The sequence below is a fragment of the Tritonibacter scottomollicae genome (assembly GCF_032924845.1).
Classification (GTDB): Bacteria; Pseudomonadota; Alphaproteobacteria; order Rhodobacterales; family Rhodobacteraceae; genus Epibacterium; species Epibacterium scottomollicae.
Genome location: NZ_CP136704.1, coordinates 3,459,951 through 3,484,333, shown reverse-complemented (window position 1 = coordinate 3,484,333; position 24,383 = coordinate 3,459,951). Strand labels below are relative to the sequence as shown.

Annotated in this window: 23 protein-coding genes; 17 read left to right on the top strand and 6 right to left on the bottom strand. The window is 63.3% G+C overall.

Features of this window, described 5'->3' with window-relative positions; translation table 11 throughout:
* Positions 1–16: 16 nt before the first annotated feature.
* Positions 17–2,056, bottom strand: coding sequence for a DNA helicase RecQ (recQ, locus tag R1T40_RS17250; protein WP_317384998.1), 2,040 nt, complete (start codon positions 2,054–2,056; stop codon positions 17–19).
* A 131-nt stretch (positions 2,057–2,187) separates the two neighbouring features.
* A complete protein-coding gene (locus R1T40_RS17245; protein WP_106164370.1) occupies positions 2,188–2,475 on the bottom strand; it encodes a YggT family protein in 288 nt (95 codons plus the stop codon).
* Between the two features lie 133 nt (positions 2,476–2,608).
* On the opposite strand from R1T40_RS17245, the gene R1T40_RS17240 reads away from it, so the two are divergent.
* The 11 genes from R1T40_RS17240 (at position 2,609) to R1T40_RS17190 (ending at position 12,509) form a co-directional block, all read left to right on the top strand.
* On the top strand, positions 2,609–3,187 hold the full coding sequence (locus R1T40_RS17240; protein ID WP_317384997.1) for an acyl-CoA thioesterase: 579 nt from the start codon (positions 2,609–2,611) through the stop codon (positions 3,185–3,187).
* A 43-nt stretch (positions 3,188–3,230) separates the two neighbouring features.
* On the top strand, positions 3,231–4,616 hold the full coding sequence (locus R1T40_RS17235) for an MFS transporter (RefSeq protein WP_317384996.1): 1,386 nt from the start codon (positions 3,231–3,233) through the stop codon (positions 4,614–4,616).
* Positions 4,613–5,536, top strand: coding sequence for a penicillin-insensitive murein endopeptidase (mepA, locus tag R1T40_RS17230; RefSeq protein ID WP_106164373.1), 924 nt, complete (start codon positions 4,613–4,615; stop codon positions 5,534–5,536). The genes R1T40_RS17235 and mepA overlap by 4 nt, the downstream gene beginning before the upstream one ends.
* Positions 5,509–6,438, top strand: a complete 930-nt coding sequence (locus R1T40_RS17225; protein ID WP_317384995.1) for an esterase-like activity of phytase family protein — start codon at positions 5,509–5,511, stop codon at positions 6,436–6,438. The genes mepA and R1T40_RS17225 overlap by 28 nt, the downstream gene beginning before the upstream one ends.
* A 133-nt stretch (positions 6,439–6,571) precedes the next feature.
* Positions 6,572–7,204 (top strand): queuosine precursor transporter, encoded by a 633-nt coding sequence (locus R1T40_RS17220; protein WP_106164375.1) that lies wholly within the window; start codon positions 6,572–6,574, stop codon positions 7,202–7,204.
* Positions 7,205–7,534: 330 nt separating this feature from the next.
* Positions 7,535–7,954 (top strand): alternative ribosome rescue aminoacyl-tRNA hydrolase ArfB, encoded by a 420-nt coding sequence (gene arfB, locus R1T40_RS17215; RefSeq protein ID WP_106164456.1) that lies wholly within the window; start codon positions 7,535–7,537, stop codon positions 7,952–7,954.
* A gap of 71 nt (positions 7,955–8,025) precedes the next feature.
* Entirely contained in the window at positions 8,026–8,772 is a 747-nt protein-coding gene (locus R1T40_RS17210; RefSeq protein WP_317384994.1) for an SDR family oxidoreductase, read from the top strand.
* Positions 8,773–8,871: 99 nt separating this feature from the next.
* Positions 8,872–9,891: a P1 family peptidase gene (locus R1T40_RS17205; RefSeq protein WP_317384993.1), complete on the top strand. Its 1,020-nt coding sequence runs from the start codon at positions 8,872–8,874 to the stop codon at positions 9,889–9,891.
* A gap of 133 nt (positions 9,892–10,024) precedes the next feature.
* Positions 10,025–10,474, top strand: coding sequence for a c-type cytochrome (locus tag R1T40_RS17200; RefSeq protein ID WP_317384992.1), 450 nt, complete (start codon positions 10,025–10,027; stop codon positions 10,472–10,474).
* A 155-nt stretch (positions 10,475–10,629) separates the two neighbouring features.
* Positions 10,630–11,184 (top strand): isopentenyl-diphosphate Delta-isomerase, encoded by a 555-nt coding sequence (gene idi, locus R1T40_RS17195; protein WP_317384991.1) that lies wholly within the window; start codon positions 10,630–10,632, stop codon positions 11,182–11,184.
* A 68-nt stretch (positions 11,185–11,252) separates the two neighbouring features.
* On the top strand, positions 11,253–12,509 hold the full coding sequence (locus R1T40_RS17190) for a flavin-dependent oxidoreductase (RefSeq protein ID WP_317384990.1): 1,257 nt from the start codon (positions 11,253–11,255) through the stop codon (positions 12,507–12,509).
* Between the two features lie 51 nt (positions 12,510–12,560).
* On the opposite strand, the gene glpK is transcribed toward R1T40_RS17190, so the two are convergent.
* The 3 genes from glpK to panB form a co-directional block, all read right to left on the bottom strand.
* Positions 12,561–14,045: a glycerol kinase GlpK gene (gene glpK / locus R1T40_RS17185; protein ID WP_317384989.1), complete on the bottom strand. Its 1,485-nt coding sequence runs from the start codon at positions 14,043–14,045 to the stop codon at positions 12,561–12,563.
* A 103-nt stretch (positions 14,046–14,148) separates the two neighbouring features.
* Complete coding sequence (gene panC, locus R1T40_RS17180) at positions 14,149–14,991, bottom strand: pantoate--beta-alanine ligase (protein WP_317384988.1); 843 nt, start codon at positions 14,989–14,991, stop codon at positions 14,149–14,151.
* Positions 14,992–15,006: 15 nt separating this feature from the next.
* Positions 15,007–15,840 (bottom strand): 3-methyl-2-oxobutanoate hydroxymethyltransferase, encoded by an 834-nt coding sequence (gene panB, locus R1T40_RS17175; RefSeq protein ID WP_317384987.1) that lies wholly within the window; start codon positions 15,838–15,840, stop codon positions 15,007–15,009.
* Between the two features lie 240 nt (positions 15,841–16,080).
* On the opposite strand from panB, the gene R1T40_RS17170 reads away from it, so the two are divergent.
* On the top strand, positions 16,081–17,559 hold the full coding sequence (locus R1T40_RS17170; protein ID WP_317384986.1) for an ABC transporter substrate-binding protein: 1,479 nt from the start codon (positions 16,081–16,083) through the stop codon (positions 17,557–17,559).
* Positions 17,560–17,646: 87 nt separating this feature from the next.
* Here the strand turns inward: R1T40_RS17170 and R1T40_RS17165 are convergent, their stop codons facing one another.
* Positions 17,647–18,789, bottom strand: coding sequence for an acetoin utilization protein AcuC (locus R1T40_RS17165; RefSeq protein WP_317384985.1), 1,143 nt, complete (start codon positions 18,787–18,789; stop codon positions 17,647–17,649).
* A 109-nt stretch (positions 18,790–18,898) separates the two neighbouring features.
* Between R1T40_RS17165 and R1T40_RS17160 the strand changes: the two genes are divergently transcribed.
* From R1T40_RS17160 to R1T40_RS17140, 5 genes are all read left to right on the top strand, one after another.
* Positions 18,899–19,846, top strand: a complete 948-nt coding sequence (locus R1T40_RS17160) for an ABC transporter permease (protein WP_317384984.1) — start codon at positions 18,899–18,901, stop codon at positions 19,844–19,846.
* 124 nt (positions 19,847–19,970) lie between these two features.
* Positions 19,971–20,786 carry an ABC transporter permease gene (locus R1T40_RS17155; protein ID WP_106164386.1) on the top strand — a complete coding sequence of 272 codons (816 nt, stop codon included), beginning with the start codon at positions 19,971–19,973 and terminating at the stop codon, positions 20,784–20,786.
* Positions 20,783–22,393, top strand: coding sequence for an ABC transporter ATP-binding protein (locus tag R1T40_RS17150; protein ID WP_317384983.1), 1,611 nt, complete (start codon positions 20,783–20,785; stop codon positions 22,391–22,393). The genes R1T40_RS17155 and R1T40_RS17150 overlap by 4 nt, the downstream gene beginning before the upstream one ends.
* Positions 22,390–22,863 carry a GNAT family N-acetyltransferase gene (locus R1T40_RS17145; RefSeq protein WP_317384982.1) on the top strand — a complete coding sequence of 158 codons (474 nt, stop codon included), beginning with the start codon at positions 22,390–22,392 and terminating at the stop codon, positions 22,861–22,863. Before R1T40_RS17150 ends, R1T40_RS17145 begins: the two co-directional genes overlap by 4 nt.
* Entirely contained in the window at positions 22,856–24,313 is a 1,458-nt protein-coding gene (locus R1T40_RS17140) for an aldehyde dehydrogenase family protein (RefSeq protein ID WP_317384981.1), read from the top strand. The genes R1T40_RS17145 and R1T40_RS17140 overlap by 8 nt, the downstream gene beginning before the upstream one ends.
* Positions 24,314–24,383: the final 70 nt, after the last annotated feature.

Here is a 24,383-nt window from a genome sequence, read left to right as displayed (position 1 = left end):
GGTTCAGGGCACCGACTTAGCCCGCGCCGCGCAAGACGTCCAGAAACGCCATGGCGAAACGTTCCGCGCGGCGCTCCCCCAGCAGACGTTCAAGACCCGTTTCATCATCACTGCGCATCTGCGCCACTTTCGCCAGCTGCGAGGCTGAACAGGTCAGCGGCTTCTGGGTGCCGCACTCGCCCCGTTGCAACCGCGCCTGCACTTCCAGCAGCGTGTCGTAGATCGAGCCCTGTTCGCGCCCGGCCAGCTTGCGCCGCGCCGGGTGCAGCACCTCTGCCTCGCCGGTGATCACAGTGAGAAAGGCATCGCCGTAGCGCTCCAGCTTCTTGGCGCCGACGCCGCTGATCCGCGCCATCTCGTCCAGGTTTTGCGGGCGTTTCTCGGCCATCTCGATCAGGGTGCGGTCGGGGAAGATCACATAGGCCGGGACTTTTTGCGCCTCGGCCAAGGCGCGGCGCTTTGCCTTCAGGGCAGAGAGCAGCGGCGCGTCTTCATCCGAGACCAGCGCCTTCACTGCCGGACGGCGGGCGGCGGATTTCACAGTGTCCTTGCGCAGGGTGATCTCCGCCTCTCCGCGCAGGATCGGCAGCGCCGGTTCGGTCATCCGCAGCGCACCGTGGCGTTCCGGGTCGGGCCTTACCAGGTCGCGGCCCATCATCTGACGAAAGATCGCCTGCCATTCCGGTTTCGAGTGATCCTTTCCGCAGCCGAAAACCGACAGGTCGTCATGGCGCTTCTGCCGCACCCGGTCATTGGCGTTGCCGATCAGGATGTCGATCAGATGCCCCGCGCCATAGGTCTCATCGGTGCGCAGGATCGCCGACAGCGCCTTCCTCACCGAGGTGGTGCCATCAAAGGTCGCCACCGGCGTGTCGCAGAGATCGCAATTGCCGCAGGGCTGCGCGTCTTCGCCGAAATAGCCCAGCAGTGTCTGGCGGCGACAGATCATCGCCTCGGCCAGACCCAACAGCGCATTGAGCCGCGCATGATCCGCGCCACGACGCTCGGGCGGGGCGAGCCCTTCGTCGATCTGGGTGCGGCGCAGGCGAATGTCCTCGGGGCCGAACAGCGTCATCGTCTCCGCCGGGGCGCCATCGCGACCGGCACGGCCGATCTCCTGATAATAGGCCTCGATGCTTTTGGGCAGATCCGCATGGGCCACCCAGCGGATATCAGGCTTGTCGATACCCATGCCAAAGGCCACCGTGGCCACCACGATCAGACCGTCCTCGCGCGCAAAGCGGGTTTCGACGATGCGCCGGTCCTCGGCCTCCATGCCACCGTGATAGTGGCAGGCCACATGGCCGGAGGCCTCAAGCGCTCGGGCGATGTCCTCGGTCTTGGCACGGGTGCCGCAATAGACGATGCCGGACTGACCGCGCCGCGCGTCGGCAAACTCCAAAATCTGTTTGCGTGGGCTGTCCTTTGCGGCAAAGGCGAGGTGGATGTTGGGTCGATCAAAGCCACGCAAAAAGGCGCGCGGCACCTCGCCATCGAACAGTTTCTGGACGATTTCAGCTTGGGTTTCCTGATCCGCCGTTGCGGTAAAGGCCGCCAGCGGCACATCCAGCGCCCGACGCAGCTCTCCGATGCGCAGATAGTCTGGGCGGAAATCGTGGCCCCACTGGCTGACGCAATGGGCCTCGTCCACCGCGATCAGCGACACGCCGATGCGGCGCAGCATGCCCATGGCGCTGCCCGCCGCCAGACGTTCGGGGGCCATATAAAGCAGCTTCAGCTCGCCCGCCTCGATGGCATTCCAGACCGCCTCGGTCTCTTCTTCCGTGTTGCCGGAGGTGAGCGCGCCCGCGCAGACGCCGGCCTCCTGCAGGGCGCGGACCTGATCGCGCATCAGGGCGATCAGCGGCGAGATCACCACGGTGATCCCATCGCGCCGCAGCGCAGGCAGCTGGAAACACAGGGATTTGCCGCCCCCGGTGGGCATGATCGCCAGTACGTTTTCGCCCGCGGTCACGGCATCGACGATCTCTTCCTGTCCGGGCCGAAAGCCGTCGAAGCCAAAGATATCGCGCAACAGGGGGATTGCGTCGCTCATGTGAGGGGCCTGTGGGTTGGTCTGCTCATGCTATGCGCGGCACAATCCCACAGGTGGAATCGGGGGGCAAGAGGTGCAGCGCGGGATGGCGTTCAATTGACGCGCCTTACATCGCCCTGCACCAGACCCGATTAGTAGAAAACGCTCGCGTTGTTCACGAGAATGATGCGCAGAGCGTAGACCGCGACCAGAACCACCAACGGCGCCAGATCAATACCCTGCATGTTAGGCAGAACACGGCGCACCGGCGCATAGATCGGCTCAAGAATACGGTTGAGACCGTACCAGATCTGCGCAACGAACTGCTGGTTCAGGTTCAGAACCTGGAAATTGATCAGCCAGCTCATGATCACGTGGGCAATGATGAAGAACCAGACAATGTCCAGAACCAGCATCAGAATTTGAAACAGCGACTGCATCTTTGAAATTTCCTCTTTCGCTCTGCATCACAGGTAGGCGGGACATGCCGATTTCGCAACCCTTCCGCAAGGTCCCTGGTTGACGTGAAGTGAACGGGTGGCATCTAGGGAACAAGTAAACCGGAGTGTTCAGATGTACCCGATTGTCCGCCTGCTGAAAGACGCTGTTCTTGCCAGCCGCCAACCGCGCCTTGCGCCGCTCGACACCCATGTGTCGCGCCACCATTGCTGGCCGTGGGACATCGACATCTGGATGGAGCTGAACAACGGCCGCACGCTGACGCTCTATGATCTCGGGCGCACCATGCTGACCTTGCGCAGCGGGCTGGCCGGGGTGCTGAAGCGCGAAGGCTGGGCAGTGGCTGTGGCCGGTACGTCGATCAGGTATCGCCGCCGCATCAAGGCCTTTGAACGTTTTGAGATGAAAAGCCGGGCAATCGGCTGGGACGACCGGTTTATTTATGTGGAACAGGGCATGTGGAAGGCCAACGGTGACTGCGCCAACCATGCGCTGTTGCGCACGGTGGTGACGGACAAGAACGGTATCGTGGCCCCCGCGCGGGTGATCAAGGCCTGGGGGTTGGATATCGACAGCCCGCCCCTGCCCGACTGGGTGCTGGCCTGGTGCGCGGCAGAAGACAAGCGCCCCTGGCCGCCGATGCGCGACGCCAAGACCGACCCGGACCACGTGAGGCTTGCCAGCGCCTCCTGACCCCTGCCATACCTTGCCCGAACAAGGCACGTCGGGGGCAGTGATGGCAGAGGTTTCAGTGGCGCAGGGCATTCCCCTGCGCAAACGCATCTGGGGGTGGTGGTTCTTTGACTGGGCCAGCCAGCCCTATCACACGCTGCTGGTGACCTTTATCTTTGGCCCCTTCTTTGCCGCCACCGCGACGGAGTATTTCCTCGCCACCGGCCTGAATGACGAGGCGGCGCGGGCGCAGGCCCAATCGAGCTGGTCGCTCTGCCTGACCATCACCGGGCTGATCATCGGGCTTTCGGCGCCGTTCCTCGGGGCGCTGGCCGACATTGCCGGGCGCAAGATGCCGTGGATCATCGGCTTTTCCGTCGCCTATGTGGTCGGCTCAGCCGGCCTGTGGTTCATGGACCCCGCGGGCAGCAACCTGTGGTGGATGCTGATCAGTTTCGGCATCGGCTTCATCGGCGCGGAGTTTGCGCTGATCTTCGTCAACGCGCAGCTGCCCTCGCTGGGAAGCAAGGAGGAAGTCGGGCAACTGTCCGGTTCCGGCTTTGCCTTTGGCTATCTCGGCGGGGTGGTGGCCCTGTTCATCATGCTGCTGTTGTTTGTCGAGCAGGACAGCGGCAAGACGCTGATCGGCCTTGATCCCGCGCTCGGGCTGGACGCCAGCGCCAGAGAGGGCACCCGGGCCGTCGGCCCCTTTGTGGCGCTGTGGTTTGCGGTGTTCATGATCCCCTATTTCGCTTGGGTGCGCGACCCGCGTGGACCGCGTCTGGGCACGGCCAGTCTGACACGCGCAGTGTCCATGGTGGTCGCTTCCGTGAAAGGGTTGGGGCAGCGCCGCAGCCTGACCAGCTATCTGGTGTCTTCCATGCTTTATCGTGACGCGCTGAACGGGCTTTATGGCTTTGGCGGCGTCTATGCGGGGCTGGTGCTCGATTGGTCAATCACCCAGATCGGCATCTTCGGCATCATTGCCGCCGTTTCCGCCGCGCTGTTCAGCTGGGGCGGCGGGCTGGCGGACAAGCAATTCGGGCCGAAACCCGTCATCATCAGCGCCATACTGGTGCTGAGCCTGGTTTGCCTGATCGTCGTCAACATGTCCCGCACGCATCTTTTTGGCATCCCGCTGGCAGACGGGACAGCGCTTCCGGATCAGGTGTTCTTTGCCTGCGGCGTGCTGATCGGCGGCTTCGGCGGAATATTGCAAGCCACCAGCCGCACCCTTATGGTGCGTCATACAACCCCAGAAACCGCCACCGAAGCCTTTGGTTTATATGGACTTTCTGGACGAGCGACGGCCTTTCTTGCACCCGCACTGATCGGCCTGATGACAACAATAACAGGCAGTGCGCGCCTCGGAATTACACCGGTGATTGCGCTCTTTGCCCTTGGTCTGCTCTTATTGATGCGGGTGGATGGTGAAGGAGATCAGGTTTGAGGTTTATTCGACACGTCACCCTTGCGGCGCTGTTTCTGGCCGCCTGTGCCCCGGCACAGGACAGTCCGCGCGCATCCGCAACGGCATTTGCGAACAAGGCCGTGAATTCCACCGTACCCGCGAAACAGCTGTTTGGTGCCAAGCGCAATAGCTCAGCCCAGCGCCCGGCACCGCTCGGCTCCTACGCCAAGGGCTGTGTTGCAGGCGCGGCGCAACTGCCGGAAACCGGACCCACCTGGCAGGCGATGCGCCTGAGCCGCAACCGCAACTGGGGCCATCCCGAAACGATTGACTTCATTCAGGACCTGAGCCGCGTGGCCGCACGTCAGCCGGGCTGGCAGGGCCTTTATGTAGGCGACATCAGCCAGCCGCGTGGCGGGCCGATGCTGTCGGGCCACCGCAGTCACCAGATCGGGCTGGATGCCGACATCTGGATGCTGCCGCCGAACCGTCTCGACCTGAGCCGCGATGCGCGCGAGAACATCTCCTCAATCTCTTTGCGGCGGGCGAGCGGTGCTTATGTCAACGACAACTGGAGCCCGCAGCATCAGGCTATTCTGAAGGCTGCCGCCTCTGATCCGCGTGTCGCACGGATCTTTGTCTTCCCCGGCGCAAAGGTGAAGATGTGCGATACAGCCACCGGTGATCGCAGCTGGCTGCGCAAGATCCGTCCCTGGTGGGGGCACCACTACCATTTCCACGTCAGGCTGAATTGCCCGCGCGGCGCCCGAGGCTGCGTCGAGCAGGATCCGCCACCACGCGGCGATGGCTGTGATGATGCCCGTGAATGGGTGTCCAACATCATCAACCCGCCGCCGCCAAAACCGGTTGACCCGAACGCGCCAAAGCCTAAACCGCGCAGGGACTACACCCTTTCGGATCTTCCCCAGCAATGCGCCGCCGTTCTCTCCTCCGACTGATCACGCTCTCTGCCGCCCTGGTCGTCACGCTCTGCGCGGCGGCCTGGGCGGCCTCTGCGGTCTGGAAGGCGACGCAAACTGACAGCAACAGCGCCCGGCACATTGCCAGCTTCCGCTGGTCTGAAGAGGCTGATTGGTTTGGTGGCCTGTCCGGGCTTGAATTGAACAGCGACGGTACCCGGTTTGTTGCGATCACTGATCGTTCCCATATCGTCGAAGGCACGCTGGTCCGGAAAGCAGGCAAGATCACCTCGGTTCGTATGCTGCGGGAGGCGCGGCTGCTGGATGCAGACGGCACCCCGATCAAAAAAGGTGCCGAGGACAGCGAAGGGCTGGCGTTGGCTGGCGACGGGCATTTCTACGTCTCCTTCGAAAGCCCACATCGGGTTCTGGAGTACACCCCCGAAGGCCCCCGCGCACTGCCCTCACCAGAGGCATTCTCCACCTTCCGCTTCAATGCCTCGTTCGAGAGTCTCGCCCGCGACGCCGCTGGGCAACTGTTGATGATTTCCGAAGCACCCTCGCGTCAGCCACAGATTGCCCGCGTCTGGACCTGGTCCCGCGACACGGGCTGGCACGGCCTTGGTGCCTATCCGGAGCAGGACGGGTTTCTGCCTGTTGGCGCAGATTTCGGGCCGGACGGGACGCTCTATGTGCTTGAGCGAAAGTTTGTCACCATCGGATTTCGCAGCCGCCTGCGCCGGTTCGCCGTAACCAGTACAGGCCTTTCGGGTGGAGATGTGCTGCTCAATACGCCGTTGGCAGAGCATGACAACCTCGAGGGTCTCAGCATCTGGCGAGACGACAGCGGGGCGCTTCGGGCCACCATGATCTCGGACGATAATTTCTTCTGGGTCCAGCGCACCGAGATTGTCGAGTACCGGCTGCCCGACCCGCTCTGAGCGATCACGAATCGGGGAATCACTTGCCATTCCAGCCTGACCCGAATAACTGAGGCGATCCTTCGCGCCCGGAGTCCTGACCGGACGGGGTGCACAAGTCTCCGCGACCTTGTCTAAAAAACGGTATGAAAACATGACCCGCACTTATCTACCTGGCATTCTTGCCATGGCTGCCGTCGTGGTGGCCTCAAACATTCTCGTACAATTCCTGTTCGGCAACTGGCTGACCTGGGGCGCGTTCACCTATCCGGTGGCCTTCCTTGTCACCGATGTCACCAACCGCGTCTATGGCGTCGGCCCTGCCCGCAAAGTGGTCCTGGCCGGCTTTGTCGTCGGTGTCATCTGCTCCCTCATCGGCACGCAGATCATGGGCGAATTTGGCCCGCTGGTGACCCTGCGTATTGCGCTTGCCTCCGGCCTTGCCTTCCTGCTGGCGCAGCTGTCGGATGTCGCGATCTTTGCCCGCCTGCGTGGCGGCAAATGGTGGCGTGCACCGCTGGCCTCGACGCTGATCGGGTCGTCGCTCGACACGGCGATCTTCTTCACCGTGGCCTTCTCCGGTGCGCTGAGCTTTATCGAACCCGCAAACGACGTATCCTGGGCCGGTGAGATGTTGCCGCTGCTGGGCGTCGGCCCGATCAGCCCGCTCTGGGTCTCGCTGGCGGTCGCTGACTGGTTGGTGAAACTGTCTCTGGCTCTGCTCGCGCTGGTTCCGTTCCGCCTGATTGTTGCGCGCCTCACAAGCGCGCGACCCGCGAACGCCTGATTTCGCGAGAATTTCATTTGGAGATCCTCGAATTCCGTGCCAGTCTAAATCCAACGGAAACAGAGAGAATAGGAGGTGATCCAGTGTCAGAAAAGGTGTTGGAGCAAGGCGTAGCAACAACCGGAGCGGCCCGCCTCTGAGGCAGCCCTCTTTGGCAGTGGCCGACCGGCTGGGTATTGCACCCTAACCTGCCTTTGCTCTCAAACTTTCGGAAGGGCCGCTCCCCTCGGGGCGGCCCTTTTAATATTCCGCCCTGTATGTTCCACCTTCACACACGCTCTCGTTGGTTTTTCATTTGCCCTTTGGCATCAACGTTCTATGGTCCGCACCATGCTGCGTATCAGTGATGACATAACCCTGCAGGACTGGGAGCTGACCGAAAGCTTCATGCGTGCCTCCGGCCCCGGTGGGCAGAACGTGAACAAGGTGTCCTCTGCCGTGGAACTCCGTTTCGAGGCAGAGCGTTCGCCGCACCTGCCGGGACCGGTCAAGACACGTCTGCGTCGTATTGCCGGACGCCGTTGGACCAACGACGGCGCACTGGTGATGCAGTGTGACGAGACCCGCTCACAAGCCCGCAACCGCGAGATCATACGCGAGCGTCTGGCCGAGCTGATCCGCCGCGCATTGGTAAAACCCAAGCGGCGCATCGCTACCAAGCCGACCCGCGGCAGCGTGGAACGGCGTCTCAAGGCCAAGAAAACCCGCGCCGAAGTCAAGAACATGCGCGGGCGTGTCGACGGCGACTGAATTACACGATTGCCCTTCTGATCACTGCGCGCCATCCTGCCCGAAACAAGCGATTTGAGGGAGGATTATTCATGCGTCTCAAGGACAAGACCGCCATCGTAACCGGCGGCGCTTCCGGATTTGGACAGGGCATCGTAGAGGCATTCCTGCGCGAAGGCGCGCGGGTGATGATCGCAGATATCAACGGAGATGCTGCCGCTGATCTGGCCCACCGCTGCGGCGACAAAGCCATTGCACAGCGCGTCGACGTTGGCGACCGCGCCTCGGTGAACGCCATGAGCAAGGCCGCGCGACAGGCCTTTGGCCAGGTCGATATCCTGGTGAACAACGCCGGTGTCACCCATCTTCCGACGCCCCTGGAGGAGGTCTCCGAGGAAGAGTTCGACCGGGTGGTCAACGTGAACATGAAATCCGTCTATCTGACCGCGCAGGCGCTGGTGCCGCATATGAAAGCGCAGGGCAGCGGCGCAATCCTCAATGTTGCCTCCACCGCGGGCGTGTCACCGCGTCCCAACCTCAATTGGTATAATGCCTCCAAGGGCTGGATGATCACGGCCACCCGCACCATGGCGGTCGAACTGGCCCCCTCCGGCGTGCGCGTGAATGCAATCAATCCGGTGGCGGGCGAAACGCCTCTGTTGAAGTCCTTCATGGGAGAGGACACGCCGGAGGTGCGGGCAAAATTCCTCTCCACCATTCCGCTGGGTCGCTTCTCCACGCCACAGGACATGGGCAACGCGGCGCTCTACCTCTGCTCGGACGAGGCCAGCATGGTCACCGGCGTCTGCATGGAGGTGGACGGCGGCAGGTGTATCTGACGCAGGCCTCCCCCACCAAACGGCGCGTCAGCGCTGACCCTGCGCGCCCGGCACGGGCGCTCCGCTTCGCAACCCTCCCTCCCGCAAGGATCAGAGAAAATGAAACCCGGCCCCCGCAACCTGATCACCGATGTCGCCGGCCTCAAGGTCGGCAATGCATCCGACACGGCGTTGAAGTCCGGCACCACGGTGCTGACCGCAGATCAGCCCTTTACCGCTGCCGTGCATATCATGGGGGGCGCGCCGGGCACCCGAGAGACCGATCTGCTCGCCCCCGACAAAACGGTGCAGGCGGTGGACGCTCTGGTTCTGTCTGGCGGCTCTGCTTATGGGCTCGATGCCTGTTCCGGTGTTGTGGACGGGCTGCGGGCCATGGGGCGCGGCTTTCGCCTTGGTCCCGCGCTGGTTCCGATCGTCCCCGGTGCCATAATCTTCGACCTGCTGAATGGCGGAGAGAAGGATTGGGACCAAAACCCCTACCCCGCTCTGGGCCGCGCTGCGCTGCAAAACGCAAGCGCGGATTTTGCGCTCGGCACCAGTGGTGCCGGGACTGGCGCGCTCACCGGGATGCAAAAGGGCGGGCTTGGCTCGTCCTCGCTGGTGCTCGACAGCGGGCACACCGTTGGCGCGCTGGTGGTCGCAAACCCGATCGGATCGGTCACCACACCGGGCGAACGGCATTTCTGGGCCGCACCGTTTGAGATCGACGCGGAGTTTGGCGGCCTTGGCCCCGACCCGGCAGCGGGGCTCGGGCGTAGTTTGCGCAGCCGCAAGATGGAAGCCATGGCTGCGCTGGCCGGTGCACCAGTGTCCTCAAACGGCTCAAACACCACCATTGCCATCGTCGCGACAGACGCCACACTGACCAAGGCCGAGGCCCAGCGCATGGCAACCACCGCGCATGACGGCATGGCCCGCGCCATCCTACCCTCACATGGGCCACATGACGGCGATCTGGTGTTTGCAGCCGCCACCGGGTCCCGCCCTCTGGAGGATCCGGCGCAGGACATGCTCGGCCTGTGTCACGCCGCCTCACTGTGCCTGGCCCGTGCGATTGCCCGTGCGGTCTACGAAGCGCGTCCGGCCGATGGAGATATCCTGCCGTGCTGGCAGGCCTGATCGGCAAGTCTTTTGGCATGATTTGAAAGTGATTTCTGATCAGCGCGACCACATGTCTCTTATGTCGCGTTGACTTCACACCGGAAACACCCCGAACCTGCCGCCAGCGACTAGAACTCATAGGAGCCAGTTTATGAAACGAATTCTAACCACAGCCGCGCTTGTCTGTCTCGCGATGCCAGCCCTTGCCGAAGGCGACGCCGAGAAGGGCGAGAAAGCCTTCAACAAGTGCAAATCCTGTCACCAGATCGTCTCTGACACGGATGAAACCATCGTCAGAGGCGGCAGAACCGGCCCCAACCTCTGGGGCATCGCTGGCCGTCAGGCTGGCACCGTCGAGGATTTCCGCTACGGGGATGATCTCGTAGCCGCAGGTGAAGCCGGACTGGTCTGGGATGAGGCAAAATTCGTGGCCTACGTCCAGGACCCGCGTGGCTTCCTCAAGGAAGAGCTTGACGATAGTGGCGCCAAATCCAAGATGTCTTTTCGCGTGAAGAAAGGCGGCGAGGATGTCTACGCCTATCTGGCGCAGTTTGGCCCAGCCGAGGCCGCAGCAGACGACGCGGCCACCGCGACCGACTAAGGTCTGTCTTGGCGAAATCTTGCGACACACGCCGCGGCCTTCCGGGCCGCGGCGTCTTGCGTCATCGCCCGCGCACTTGAGATATGTCACGGCTTGCCCTACATGACCGGCTTTCCACACGCGGCCCCATCCGGCCGCTCATCCGCAGGAGCACCATGCCAGAGCGCCGCCCCGATCTGATCCCCGCCTGGGTCGATGACACGTTGACCCCGGTGGACAAGTTGCGCGCCCATCAGGAGGGCCTGCGGCACAAGGCCGTTTCCGTCTTTGTGGTCCAGGGCCGTGAGATCCTGATGCAGCGACGGGCGATGGGCAAATACCATACACCCGGCCTCTGGGCGAACACCTGCTGCACCCATCCGATGTGGCGCGAAGCCTCGGATCATTGCGCGGTGCGCAGGCTGGAAGAGGAACTCGGCCTCTCCGGCTTGCACCCGGAATACCGCCACACGCTGGAGTATCGTGCCGACGTGGGCGATGGTTTGATCGAGCATGAGGTGGTCGATGTCTATCTGGCCCATATGCTCGCGCCGCTTGGTCTCGCGCCAAACCCGGCAGAGGTGATGGAGACCCGCTGGGTCGATTATCATGATCTTCTGGCCGAGGTCAGCCGCCACCCAGAGCGTTTCACGCCGTGGCTGAAGATCTATCTTGCGGAGTATGCCGACGTGATCTTCGGCCCGGAACTGATCGTCTCTTCACGCATCTGAGGCCTGTCTGCGGCTTGCCTTTTGTTTTGAACGCGTGGTCTTATGCCGCGCGGGAGGAACCAGAACAGATGACAGTTTTGATTGCAGGCGGCGGTATCGCCGGGCTCACCCTCGGGTTAACGCTTCACCAGATCGGGGTGCCGTTTAAGGTCTTCGAGGCCACGCGGGAGCTGAAGCCCATGGGGGTTGGCATCAACCTCCAGCCCAATGCGGTGCGCGAACTCTTCGATCTGGGACTGGAAGCCGAGCTGGATACCATAGGCGTGCGCACGCAGAGCCTTGGTTTCTTCTCCAAGCTGGGAAACACGATCTGGGAAGAGCCGCGCGGGATGGAGGCGGGCTATGCTTGGCCACAGTTTTCCGTGCACCGTGGCGAACTGCAGATGCTGCTGTATCGGACGTTGCTTGACCGGGCTGGACCGGATGTGATCGAGACCAACGCCCGCGCGGTGGGCTGGGCAGATACAGGCACGGAGGCGAAGTTGCAGCTTGCCGACGGGCGCCATGCCTCGGGCGCCTTGGTGGTGGCCGCTGACGGCATCCACTCCGCCCTGCGTGCAGTTGAATACCCTGATGAAGGCGCTCCGATTTGGGATGGGCGCATCCTGTGGCGTGCCACCACCCGCGCGCCGCTGTTTCGGGGCGAGGGCGCGATGGTGATGATCGGCCATGATGATCTGCGGTTTGTATCCTACCCGATCTCCACCCCCGATACAGACGGCCTCGCCACGCTCAACTGGATTGCGGAAAAGCGCTTTGATCCCAATCAGGATTTCCAGCGCGAGGACTGGAACCGGGCCGTGGACGTGGAACGCTTCGTGGCGGAGTTTACAGACTGGCGGTTCGACTGGATCGACGTGCCCGCCCTGATCCGCGGCGCCGAGACGGTTTATGAATACCCGATGGTGGATCGCGATCCGCTGCCGCGCTGGACCTTTGGCCGCCGCACCCTGATGGGAGACGCCGCGCATCCAACCTATCCGGTGGGATCAAATGGGGCGAGCCAGGCGATTCTGGATGCTCGCGTGATGGGGGCACATGTCCTGACGCAGGGGCTGACCCCCAAAGCGCTACACGCCTATGAGGCCGAGATGCGCCCGGCGGCCACCAAGATCGGCATGGCGAATCGCTCTGGCAACGGCCCGGATGCGGTATTGCAGCAGGTCGAGGCCCTGTGTGGCGGCGCGTTTGATAACATCGACAGCGTTATCCCACGGGCTGATCTGGCCGCGCATGCCGCGAAATACAAAGCCATCTCCGGCTTTTCCATCGAGGCTCTCAACGCGCGACCGCGCACCATTGCCGACGGTGCGCGACTGGCCTGACAGCAGGGCCCCGAACGCGCCGGGGACCTGCCAGCATCAGACTCGTTTCGGTTAGACCCCGATCACTGCCTGAACGGCACGTTTCCAACGGGCATAGGCCTCTTCGCGGCGGCCTGTGTCCAGCATCGGCTTGAACTCGCGATCAAGCGCCCAGGTTGCGGCAAAGCCTTCCTGATCCGGGTAAACACCCGCCTTCATCCCTGCGAGCCAAGCAGCCCCCAGCGCCGTGGTCTCCTGCATCACAGGACGATCAACAGCCGCGCCGAGAATGTCCGACAGGCTCTGCATCGCCCAGTCACTGGCGCTCATGCCGCCGTCGACGCGCAGGGTGACATTGGCCTCGCCCTGCCAGTCGGCCCGCATCGCCTCCCAGAGATCACGGGTCTGGTAGGCCACGCTTTGCAGGGCCGCGCGAGCAAATTCTGCCGGACCAGAATTGCGGGTCAGCCCAAACATGCCGCCACGACATTCGGGTTCCCAATAGGGGGCGCCGAGGCCGGTGAAAGCAGGCACCAGGATCACGTCCTGCGTCGGGTCCGACTTATCCGCCAGCACGCCCGACTCACTCGCCTTGCCGATAATGCCCAGCCCATCGCGCAGCCATTGCACCGCTGCACCTGCGATGAAGATCGACCCTTCCAGCGCATATGTCGGCTTGCCGTCCAACTGATAGGCGATGGTGGTCAGCATGCGGTTCTTCGACAGCACCGGTGTGTCGCCAGTGTTCAGCAGCGCAAAGCACCCGGTGCCATAGGTGGATTTCATCATCCCCGGTTTGAAACAGGTCTGGCCCACGGTGGCGGCCTGTTGGTCCCCGGCCACCCCAAGGATCGGGATAGCGCCACCCAGATGCTCTGCAGAGGTGTGTCCGAAGTCCGCAGCACTGTCTTTGACCTCGGGCAGGAGGGCCATCGGAACGTCGAGTATCTTGCAAATCTCCGCGCTCCACTGGCCGTCCTTGATGTCATACATCAGCGTGCGGGCCGCGTTGGTGGCGTCAGTGACGTGCGAGGCCCCCCCGGTCAGACGCCAGATCAGGAAGCTGTCGACGGTTCCGAACAGCAGTTCCCCCGCCTCGGCGCGGGCGCGGGTGCCTTCGACCGTATCGAGGATCCACTTTACTTTGGTGCCCGAGAAGTAGGGATCCAACAACAGACCGGTGGTTTCCCGCACCAGATCCTCATGCCCCTCGTCGCGGAGCGCTTCGCATGTCTCTGCCGTGCGCCGATCCTGCCAGACGATCGCATTATGGACCGCCTTGCCGGTCGCCTTGTCCCAGACCACCGTGGTTTCGCGCTGGTTGGTGATGCCGATCCCGGCAATGTCGGAGGCGGAAACACCCTTTTGCTCAAGCACCTTGCGGCAGGTGGAGAGCGTGGTGGCCCAGAGGTCCTCCGGGTCATGCTCAACCCAGCCCGCCTGCGGGTAGTGCTGGGGAAACTCCTCCTGCGCCACGGCGGCCACCTGCATATCAGCATCGAACAGGATCGCGCGCGTCGAGGTGGTTCCCTGGTCGATCGCAAGAATGAATGTCATGAGGTCCCCTCCAAAGTATCTCTTTGGGGCGGAGATTAGGCATAAATTGTTAGCGCGACCAGCCCCTACTAATCAATTAGTAGATCAAGAGTCTGAATTGCGCTCACACAGCGATGTTGTCGATCAGGCGCACCCCATCGAGCCACGCCGCCACGAACATCCGCGCCGGGCGATCAAGGCGCTCCATCGTGCAGAGTGTCTCGGCACAGCGCAGGTCGATGTATTCCACCTCAGAAAATCCCAGATCTGCCAGCTGGCGGCGCATGTCGGCCTCTTGCGCGGCGTAGACCTCTCCGGCGCGCAAACGTTCGGCGGCGGCCTCCATCATGGGGTTCAATTGACCTGCTACCGCCACCGCCGCAGGCGACAGCCGCATATTGCGCGAAGACATGGCAAGACCGGAGGCTTCACGGACAGTGGGGCACCCGATCACCTCGATAGGAATATCCAGATCCCGCGCCATGCGTTTGACGACCATCAACTGCTGATAGTCCTTTTCGCCAAAGAATGCCCTGTCGGCGCCGGACTGCAAGAACAGCTTGGCCACCACGGTCGCGACCCCCTCAAAATGACCCGGACGATTGGGGCCCTCCATCACTTCGGTCACGCCAGTGAGGCTGATCGTGGTCGCATAGCCCTCTGGATAAATCTGATCCGGATCAGGCACATAGATCGCATCAGCACCATAGGGGGCGAGCTTCTCGGCATCGTCATGTTCGGTGCGCGGATAGTTCGCCAGATCTTCGGGGTTGTTGAACTGCTTCGGGTTCACGAAAATGGTCACGACAACGTGGTCACACGCCGCCTTCGCAGCCTCCACCAATGACAAGTGACCGGCGTGCAATGCGCCCATGGTGGGCACGAGGGCGAGTGTCTCACCCTTCTGGGTCCAGTCGCGGCGCAGCGCGCGCAGGTCTTCAAGGCGGCGCAAAATCGGAGTCGTCATGTTTGGCATGGTCCTTCAGGTCTTCTTGGCCGGGGCCTGATCGGCAAAGGTATGTTCCGGTTCCGGAAAGCGTCGCGCCCGTACCTCGGTGGCATATTCTGCAATCGCGGCCTCGGCCTGGGTACCAAGATCGGCATAGCGTTTCACGAACTTCGGTTTGAAGGCGGTGAAGAAGCCCAGCATGTCATCCACAACCAGCACCTGGCCATCGCACCCCACCGAGGCGCCAATGCCAATGGTGGGAATGTCCACGATTTCAGTGACCTGATCGGCCAGGGTGGCAGGCACTTTTTCCAGCACCACGGCAAAGGCACCGGCATCGGCCACCGCGCGGGCATCGGCGATCAGCGGCTTGGCCGCCTCATCGCGGCCCTGCACCCTGTAGCCGCCCAGCGTGTTGATAGATTGCGGCGTCAGCCCGATATGCGCCATCACCGGGATGCCCCGTTTGACAAGGACGCGGATGGTTTCGGCCATCTCCACGCCGCCTTCGAGCTTGACCGCAGCGGCGCCGGTTTCCGCCATCAGACGGGCCGCATTGCGAAAGGCCTGCGCCGGGCTTTCCTCGTAGGAGCCGAACGGCATGTCGATCACCATCATGGCGTGGCTCAGTCCCCGGGCGACGGCGGCCCCATGCATCACCATCATGTCCATCGTCACGCCCAACGTCGACGGCAGACCGTGCAGCACCATGCCGACACTGTCGCCGACCAGCACAAAATCGCAATGTCCATCCATCAGTCGCGCCATCGGGGTGGTATAGGCGGTAAGGCTCACGATGGGGGTCTGCCCCTTCATGGCGCGGATATCCGCCGCATTGAGGGCAGTTTTTCGGGCGGTGGCGCTCATGTCTCGGCTCCCTGTCTGGGCCTGCGCTGCGGGACTGGTCGCCGCCTGCGGGCAGGTGACCATTTCGGCACAGTGGAAATTCTATATCAACTGACACAGCTGCATACCAGCCGTGCGGCAGCGCAGCAAAGCTTGATTACGTCGCGAAAAAGACCGACGCTCTGTTCAATCGCCCCAGCAACGTGGGCGCAATGATCCGGCGGACGCCCAGCGCTCGTCGACAGAGGAGGACCTGTGACGATGAAATTGAAGAAGCCCTTTGTGGCCGCGGTCTCCGCGCTTGGCCTGATGGCCGGAGCGGCGTGGGCCAAGGATACAGTGACATATGCCACGCAGCTGGAGCCCCCACATCTGGACCCGACCGGCGGCGCAGCGCAGGCGATCGATACCGTGGTGTATCTCAATATCTTCGAGGGTTTGACACGCTTTACCCCGGATGGGGCGGTTGTCCCGCTGCTGGCCAAGTCATGGGAGATCTCCGAGGATGGGATGACCTATACGTTCAAGTTGCAGGACGGCGTGACCTTCCACGATGGCACCGCCATGACGGCTGAGGACGTGAAATTCTCGCTGGACCGCGCCCGTGCCGAAGACAGCACCAACGCGCAGAAATCACTCTTCTCCACCATCGCCGACGTCAAGGCGACAGAGCCGCAAACCGTGGTGGTCACCTTGTCGGAACCGAATGGTAGCCTTCTGTTCAACCTCGCCTGGGGGGATGCGGTCATCGTCGCACAAGAGAGCGTCGAGACCCTGAAAACCGCACCTGTGGGCACCGGCCCTTATCGCTTCAACGAGTGGGTTCAGGGCGACCGTGTGGAACTGGTGCGCAATCCCAATTACTGGGGTGAAATCCCCGAGCTGACCAGCGCGACGATCAAGTTCATTTCAGATCCGACTGCCGCGTTTGCTGCCATGATGGCCGAAGATATCGACGCGTTCGACAATTTTCCGGCGCCAGAGAACATGGTGCAGTTTGAGGCGGATCCCCGGTTTCAGGTCATCATCGGATCCACCGAGGGGGAAACGATCCTCTCTACCAACAATGCGCAGGCACCATTCGACAATCCCAAGGTCCGCGAGGCCCTGGCCCATGCGATTGACCGCAACGCGATTATCGACGGTGCCATGTTCGGCTACGGCACCCCGATCGGAACCCATTTCGCCCCCCACAATCCGGCCTATGTGGACCTGACCGCTCAGTCTGATTTTGATCCGGAAAAGGCCCGCGCATTGCTCGCCGAGGCCGGGCTGTCCGACGGGTTTGAAACCACGCTGCACCTGCCGCCCCCCGCCTATGCCCGCCGTGGAGGCGAGATCGTGGCGGCTCAGCTGGCTCAGGTCGGTATCAAGGCCGAGATCATCAATGTCGAATGGGCGCAGTGGCTGGAAACGGTGTTCAAGGGCAAGACGTTCGGCCTCACCATCGTCAGCCACACGGAGCCGATGGACATCGGCATTTACACACGCCCGGACTATTACTTTCAGTATGACAATCCGGACCTGCAGGGTGTGATGAACCGTTTGAACGCCACAACGGATCCAGACAAGCGGACAGAAATGCTGCAGGAGGCGCAGACAATCATCGCTGACGACTACGTCAACGGCTATCTGTTCCAGCTTGCAAAGCTTGGTATCGCCAAGGCTGGTTTACAGGGAGTCTGGGCCAACGCACCCACCGCAGCGATCGAGATCGGCGCGCTGAGCTGGGCGGAATAAGGCCGGACCGCTGCAGTTTTCGCGCCGTCTTTAGGGGCGTCGGGTCACCTAACCCGGCGTCCTCAACCAAGACATAGCGGTCTGCCACTAGGCACGCTGCACCCTTTGACCGGCGGCTTGCCATCGTTGCCTCAAGTGCGCGACACGATCCGTGATGTCCTGTCGTATTGGTCCGTTGCGTGGCGCATCGCGCAATGTGCTGAACCAATGCTCCGGTGGATTGCGACCAAGGCGGTGACCCTTGAACTCCAGCGCGCGCAGGAGTGCCTCAGCCTCTGGGGGCAGATGGTCAGGGATCTCCGCCCCCAGCAATGTGGCCCAGACCCCGGTCCATAACCGCCCCACCGACCACGGGTTATACCCGCCGCCGCCGAGAACCAAGTAACGCGGCGCCAAGCCATTCAGCGCCGACACCACTGCCCAATGGGCAGTGTTTGACAGGTCGAGATGCGCCAGCGGATCCTCGGTCACCGCATCTGCCCCGCATTGCAGGACCACCGCATCCGGCGCGAAATCCGCCACCGCAGGCACGACCAGCGCATCACGGATATATGCCATCTCGCTGTCGTTCAGCCCCCGCGGCACTGGCAGGTTCAGCGCCGAGCCGCCGGCGTCGTCCTGCAGCAGCCCGGTCTTCGGCCAGAGGTTCTCCTCATGCACCGAGATCATCAGCACGTCGGGATCGCCTGCAAAGGCGGCCTCGACCCCGTCGCAGTGATGCGCGTCAATATCCACATAGGCGATCCGCTGAGCACCATGATGGCGCAGCGACAACATCGCCAGCACCGGATCGTTCAGATAGCAAAACCCGTTGGCCCGATCCGGCATGCCGTGATGGGTGCCGCCCGCCGGATTGTAGACCACCCCACCCCGGGCCAGCAGTTCTCCGGCCAGGATCGACCCGCCCGCCGCCGTTGCCGGGCGGCGAAAGACCTCAGGGAAGACTGGATTCGACACGGTGCCAATGTGGTGGCGCGCTCGCACATCGGCACTGACCTCCTGCGCGGCCTCTGCCGCTTGAAGGGCCGCCACATACTCAGGCGTGTGAAAGGCGTGCAAAGCGGCTGGCTTGGCCCGAGGCGATGTCACGAATGCCTCTTGCGGCAGCCACCCCATCGCTCGTGACACGTCCATCACCGTCGACACACGCGGCACCCGCAGCGGATGCGCGCGGCCATAGGACGACCCGCGATAAATCTCATGACCGATGAAAAGAGGGCGTGGCAGCATCTCACAATAGCTAGCGAACCGCGCCGAATTGGCAAGCACCGCGACACGCAAAGCAGTTTTGTAATCATGCCTCTGGACGCATGACCTGCACGCGCCTAACGTGCCGTCAATGCTGCACTATCTCCTCAAACGACTGATGTCGCTGATCCTGAGCCTTGCCGTCGCCTCGATGGTAATCTTTGCCGTGATCGAGGTGGCACCGGGCGATCCCGCCTCCTTCATGCTCGGCACGGGCGCGCAGGAGGATACGGTGGCCGCCCTGCGCAGTGAACTGGGCCTCGATCAAGGCAAGGTCAGCCGCTACCTGACCTGGGTCGGCGGCATGCTGACCGGAGATTTTGGCACCTCCTACACCTACCGCACCCCGGTGGCAGAGATGGTGGGCGAGCGCCTCTGGGTGTCCCTGCCGCTGGCACTTTATGCGCTGACGCTATCGACGCTGATCGCCCTGCCCGCCGGGATCTATGCCGCCGCACGCCGGGGCAAGGCGGGCGACATGGCCGTGATGGGGGCAACGCAACTGGGTGTGGCGGTGCCGAACTTCTGGTTCGCGATGCTGCTGGTGCTGGTGTTTGCCATCAATCTGCGCTGGTTCTCCGCCGGAGGATTTGTCGGCTGGGACAAAGGGCTCTGGGCCGGGTTGCACGCGCTGACCCTGCCGGCGGTGGCGCTGGCCCTGCCGCAGGCGGCGATTCTGGCCCGTGTCATGCGTTCAGCGCTGCTGGAAGCGCTAGGCGAGGACTTCATGCGCTCCGCTCGCGCCAAGGGGCTGAGCCAGCGGCAAGCGATCCGCCGTCACGGGGTACGCAATGCGCTGATCCCGGTGCTGACCATCATCGGGCTGCAGTTTTCCTTTCTGCTGGCGGGTGCGATTATCATCGAGCAGGTGTTCTACCTCCCCGGTCTGGGTCGACTGGTGTTCCAGGCGATCTCGGCGCGCGATCTGATCGTGGTGGAAAGCGTGGTGATGCTGCTGGTCTTTGCGGTGATCCTGGTGAATTTCCTCGTCGATCTGACCTATGCGGTGGTTGATCCGCGGCTTCGGAGGGCAGCATGACAGGCATCAACTCTGAAGTTAAGTGTCCGGCCTCGCCGGACAGCGCCCGACCCTCCCCACGGGAGGGCGCTTCGCACCCACCCAGGGTCGAGCGCAGTCCTCATATCTTGCACGCGAGGGCGTCATGAACCGAAGCCTGTTTCTTGGCGGTCTTCTCTCGGGGATCATGCTGCTTCTGGCCATAGCCTCCTTTGTGTGGACACCGTTTGATCATGCGGTGATGAACATCCCCGACAAGCTCCAGACGCCCAACGCCACGCACTGGCTGGGCACCGATCATTTTGGCCGCGATATCCTGTCGATGGTGATGGTCGGTGCGCGCACCTCACTGGCGGTGGCACTGCTGGCCGTGGGAATCGGCGTCGGGCTGGGCGTTCCCTTGGGCCTTGCTGCCGCCGCCACCCGCGGATCGTGGCTGGACGAGGTCATCATGCGCGGCAATGATCTGGTCTTTGCCTTCCCCTCGCTGGTGATCGCGATCCTGATCACCGCCGTCTTTGGCCCCAGCGCCACCAATGCTATCATCGCCATCGGCATCTTCAACATCCCGGTCTTTGCCCGCGTCGCTCGGGGCGGCAGCCTCAGCCTCTGGGCGCGGGAATTCATTCTGACCGCGCGTGTGGCGGGCAAATCCCGCGCCCGCATCTCGGCCGAGCATATCCTGCCCAATATCGCCAATCTGCTGATCGTGCAGGGCACCATCCAGTTCTCGCTGGGCATTCTGGCCGAGGCCGGACTGTCCTACGTGGGTCTTGGCGCGCAGCCCCCGACCCCCAGTTGGGGCCGCATGCTGGCGGAGGCGCAGACCCTCGTCAGCCTGGCGCCGCATCTGGCCATCGTGCCGGGGCTGGCGATCATCCTCACCGTGGTGGGGCTTAACCTCCTTGGCGACGGGCTGCGCGACCGATTTGATCCGCGCCTGATGGAGGGCCGCGCGTGAGCCTACTGGACATCTCCGGCCTCACGCTGTCGATCGGGGCGCTGCCGATCCTGCGCGATGTGACCCTGTCGATCGCCGCCGGCGAGATCCTTGCGGTCACCGGCGAAAGTGGCTCCGGCAAGTCGATGACCGCGCTTGCGGTGATGCGCCTGCTGCCGCAGGCCGCGGCCACCCGCGGCGCGGTCTATCTGGAAGACGAAGACCTCTGCGACCTCAGTGAAGACGAGATGTGCCAGCGTCGGGGGCGTGACATCGGCATGGTGTTTCAGGAGCCGATGACGGCGCTGAACCCGGTGATGACCATCGGCGCGCAGGTGATGGAAACCATCCTGATCCACACCGATACCTCCACCGCCGACGCACAGGCAGAAGCCGCCCGCGTCCTCACCCGCGTCGGCCTGCCACCGGAGCGGTTTCCGCTGGACCGCTACCCGCATGAACTGTCAGGCGGCCAACGCCAGCGGGTGGTGATCGCCATGGCCATCGCGCTGCGTCCGAAACTGCTGATCGCGGATGAACCGACCACCGCACTTGATGTCACCACACAGGCGCAGATCCTCGACCTGCTGCGTGATCTGGTGCGCGAATATGGCATGGGGCTGATGATCATCACCCATGACCTCGCTGTCGTGGCAGGGCTTGCCGACCGCATCGTGGTGATGCGCAAGGGCGAGGTGGTGGAGCGTGGCCCGACCATGAGCGTCCTGACCCACCAGCGCCATCCCTACACGCGGATGCTGTTCGAGGCGTCGCGCCATGCGGTCACCCTGCCCGCCGCACCAGCGGCTCCCGCCCCCTTGCTGGAGGTACGCGAAGCCGTGCGGGATTATACCACCCCGCGCAAAGGCTGGCTTGGCAAACCGGGGCGGTTCCGCGCGGTGAACAACGTCAGCTTCACGCTCCACAAGGGCGAGCGTCTGGGGCTGGTGGGCGAGTCGGGCTGCGGCAAATCCACCCTGACCCGCGCCCTTCTGGGCCTCGAAGAGCTGCAAGGCGGTGAGCTGCTGCTGAATGGTCAGCCGCTGTCGCAACAGCGCAGCCCCGCTGAACGGCAGGCGATGCAGGTGGTGTTCCAGGACCCCTACGGCAGCTTCAATCCCCGCCACCGGGTGGAGCGCCTGGTGACCGAACCCTTTCACCTGTCGCCGGATGCCCCCATGGGCCGCGCCCGGCAGGATCTCGTGGCGCAGGTGCTGGAGGACGTGGGCCTGTCCGCTGCCGACGCGCAGAAATACCCGCATCAGTTCTCCGGCGGTCAACGCCAGCGTATCGCCATCGCCCGGGCGCTCATCACTCGGCCTGAACTGATCCTCTTTGATGAGGCGGTCTCGGCGCTGGATGTCTCGGTCCGTGCACGCATCCTCGATCTGATTGCCGACCTCTGCGACGCCTATGGGCTGACCTATCTCTTTATCAGCCACGACCTGAGCGTGGTGCGCGAGGTCTGCGACCGGGTGCTGGTGATGCAAAAGGGTGAAATCGTCGAACAAGGCCCGGTGGAAGATGTCTTTACCGCGCCCAGACACGCCTACACCCAGACACTGCTGGCCGCCGCCCCCGTGCTGCCGGATATCACGCCGACCGAACCGCTCGAGGCCCCGGCATGAGCGTCACGCTCTCGCTGATCCTGCCGCGAGAGCGGGGACGGCTTGCCAGCCTGCTGGCGCCCTATTTTGCCGAGGTGGCCCCGCAGGCCCGCATCGACCCGACCGAGCGCGCGGGCCAGCTGCTCAATCGCAGGGATGTCACCACCTTCTGGATCCACGACGCGGCCCGTCGGGTCGGCGTTGCCATCGTGCTGAACCTGCCCGATGACCGGCGCGAATTGTCCGAATTCATGATCCTGCCGCAACACCGTCGCCGGGGGCTGGGCATGCAGGCGGCAGCGCTTATCCTCAATGAATTTCCCGGCTTCTGGCGTATGGGCATCTCCCGACATTCACCGGCGGCAGCGGCGTTCTGGGGCACCCGCCTCAGCCTGCTGCCCAATGTCAGGGCGCTGCAGGAGGGCGCGCCCTTTACCGACCATCAGGTCAAGAGCTTCACCTTTGAAATCCAAGGACCGCATCATGGCTGACACCCCTCCCCTCTGGTTCGACCCGCACCTGTGCTTCATCGCCGGACAGTGGCGCCCCGCACAGGATGGCGCCACCCTGCCGTTGACAAACCCCTCAGATGGTAGCGAAATCTGCCAGATAGCACGCGGTCAGTCTGCCGATATCGACGCCGCCGTTGCCGCAGCGCAGGCCGCGCAAGAGGGTGCATGGGGCGAGATGAGCGCCACCGAGCGTGGCCGTATCCTGACCCGCCTCGGCCAGGTGATTTCGCAGAACGTGGACAGGCTTGCAGCGCTGGAGGTGATGGACGTCGGCAAGCCGCTGACCCAGGCGCGCGCCGATGCGGTGGCGCTGGCGCGCTACTGCGAATTCTACGGTGGCGCGGCGGACAAGATCACCGGCGACACCATCCCCTATATGAACGGTTACACCGTCTTCACTCTGCGCGAACCCTTTGGCGTCACCGGCCATATCGTGCCCTGGAACTACCCGATGCAGATCATCGGACGCTCTGTTGGCGCGGCGCTGGCGATGGGTAATTCCTGCGTGCTGAAACCCGCAGAAGAGGCCTGCCTCACCGCGCTGGCTTTTGCCCATCTGGCAGCGGAGGCGGGCCTGCCAGCAGGAGCGTTGAACGTGGTGCCGGGGCTGGGGGCGGAGGCCGGGGCGGCGCTCTCGGGCCATGGAGGCGTGCAGCACATTTCCTTCACCGGCTCGGTCGCCACCGGCGCGCTGGTGCAGGCCGCGGCGGCGAAAAACGTGGTTCCGGTGACGCTGGAGCTGGGCGGCAAATCCCCGCAGATCGTCTTTGCCGACGCCGACCTCGACTCGGCCCTGCCGTTCCTCGTCAACGCCGGCATCCAGAACGGCGGCCAGACCTGCTCTGCCGCCTCGCGCATCCTGGTCGAACGCCCGGTCTACGAGGCGGTCAAGGCGCGCATGGCAGCGGCCTACGCCGACCTCACCGTCGGCCCGGCTGCAGAGGACTTGCGGCTTGGTCCGCTGATCTCAACCCGCCAGAAAGAGATTGTCGAAGGTTTCCTCGCCAAAGGTGCGGATCTCGAAATCGCGGGTCAGGGCCGGATCAGCGACAACGCGCCAGAAGCAGGCGCCTATGTGCGCCCCACCCTGTTTGCCGATGTGCCCGCCGATCATCCACTGGCGCAGCAGGAGATCTTCGGCCCAGTGCAGGTGCTGATCCCTTTCGAGACCGAGGCCGAGGCGGTCAGGATCGCCAACAGCACCGACTACGGCCTTGTGGCCGCCCTCTGGACCCGCGACGGAGCCCGGCAACTCCGGCTGGCCAAGCGGCTGAAAGCGGGACAAGTCTTCCTCAACACCTATGGCGCGGGCGGCGGCGTGGAACTGCCATTTGGCGGCATCGGCAAATCCGGCCATGGCCGCGAGAAGGGCTTCGAGGCGCTCTATGGCTTCTCACAATTGAAAACCGTGGCCGCCCACCACGGCTGATCATTTCATCTTTTCAGAAATACCTCGGGGGTGAGGGCCCAATGGCCCGAGGGGGCAGCGCCCCCCCCTG

Bases quoted from the DNA above. Each gene is read 5' to 3' on its own strand.
- R1T40_RS17235 (WP_317384996.1), top strand. From the start codon at position 3,231: ATGGCAGAGGTTTCAGTGGCGCAGGGCATTCCCCTGCGCAAACGCATC.
- R1T40_RS17190 (WP_317384990.1), top strand. From the start codon at position 11,253: ATGACAGTTTTGATTGCAGGCGGCGGTATCGCCGGGCTCACCCTCGGG.
- arfB (WP_106164456.1), top strand. From the start codon at position 7,535: ATGCTGCGTATCAGTGATGACATAACCCTGCAGGACTGGGAGCTGACC.
- R1T40_RS17200 (WP_317384992.1), top strand. From the start codon at position 10,025: ATGAAACGAATTCTAACCACAGCCGCGCTTGTCTGTCTCGCGATGCCA.
- R1T40_RS17160 (WP_317384984.1), top strand. From the start codon at position 18,899: ATGCTGCACTATCTCCTCAAACGACTGATGTCGCTGATCCTGAGCCTT.
- panC (WP_317384988.1), bottom strand. From the start codon at position 14,991: ATGACGACTCCGATTTTGCGCCGCCTTGAAGACCTGCGCGCGCTGCGC.
- idi (WP_317384991.1), top strand. From the start codon at position 10,630: ATGCCAGAGCGCCGCCCCGATCTGATCCCCGCCTGGGTCGATGACACG.
- R1T40_RS17170 (WP_317384986.1), top strand. From the start codon at position 16,081: ATGAAATTGAAGAAGCCCTTTGTGGCCGCGGTCTCCGCGCTTGGCCTG.
- R1T40_RS17205 (WP_317384993.1), top strand. From the start codon at position 8,872: ATGAAACCCGGCCCCCGCAACCTGATCACCGATGTCGCCGGCCTCAAG.
- R1T40_RS17140 (WP_317384981.1), top strand. From the start codon at position 22,856: ATGGCTGACACCCCTCCCCTCTGGTTCGACCCGCACCTGTGCTTCATC.
- R1T40_RS17245 (WP_106164370.1), bottom strand. From the start codon at position 2,475: ATGCAGTCGCTGTTTCAAATTCTGATGCTGGTTCTGGACATTGTCTGG.
- R1T40_RS17145 (WP_317384982.1), top strand. From the start codon at position 22,390: ATGAGCGTCACGCTCTCGCTGATCCTGCCGCGAGAGCGGGGACGGCTT.
- recQ (WP_317384998.1), bottom strand. From the start codon at position 2,056: ATGAGCGACGCAATCCCCCTGTTGCGCGATATCTTTGGCTTCGACGGC.
- R1T40_RS17165 (WP_317384985.1), bottom strand. From the start codon at position 18,789: ATGCTGCCACGCCCTCTTTTCATCGGTCATGAGATTTATCGCGGGTCG.
- panB (WP_317384987.1), bottom strand. From the start codon at position 15,840: ATGAGCGCCACCGCCCGAAAAACTGCCCTCAATGCGGCGGATATCCGC.
- glpK (WP_317384989.1), bottom strand. From the start codon at position 14,045: ATGACATTCATTCTTGCGATCGACCAGGGAACCACCTCGACGCGCGCG.
- R1T40_RS17210 (WP_317384994.1), top strand. From the start codon at position 8,026: ATGCGTCTCAAGGACAAGACCGCCATCGTAACCGGCGGCGCTTCCGGA.
- R1T40_RS17220 (WP_106164375.1), top strand. From the start codon at position 6,572: ATGACCCGCACTTATCTACCTGGCATTCTTGCCATGGCTGCCGTCGTG.
- R1T40_RS17240 (WP_317384997.1), top strand. From the start codon at position 2,609: ATGTACCCGATTGTCCGCCTGCTGAAAGACGCTGTTCTTGCCAGCCGC.
- R1T40_RS17225 (WP_317384995.1), top strand. From the start codon at position 5,509: ATGCGCCGCCGTTCTCTCCTCCGACTGATCACGCTCTCTGCCGCCCTG.
- R1T40_RS17155 (WP_106164386.1), top strand. From the start codon at position 19,971: ATGAACCGAAGCCTGTTTCTTGGCGGTCTTCTCTCGGGGATCATGCTG.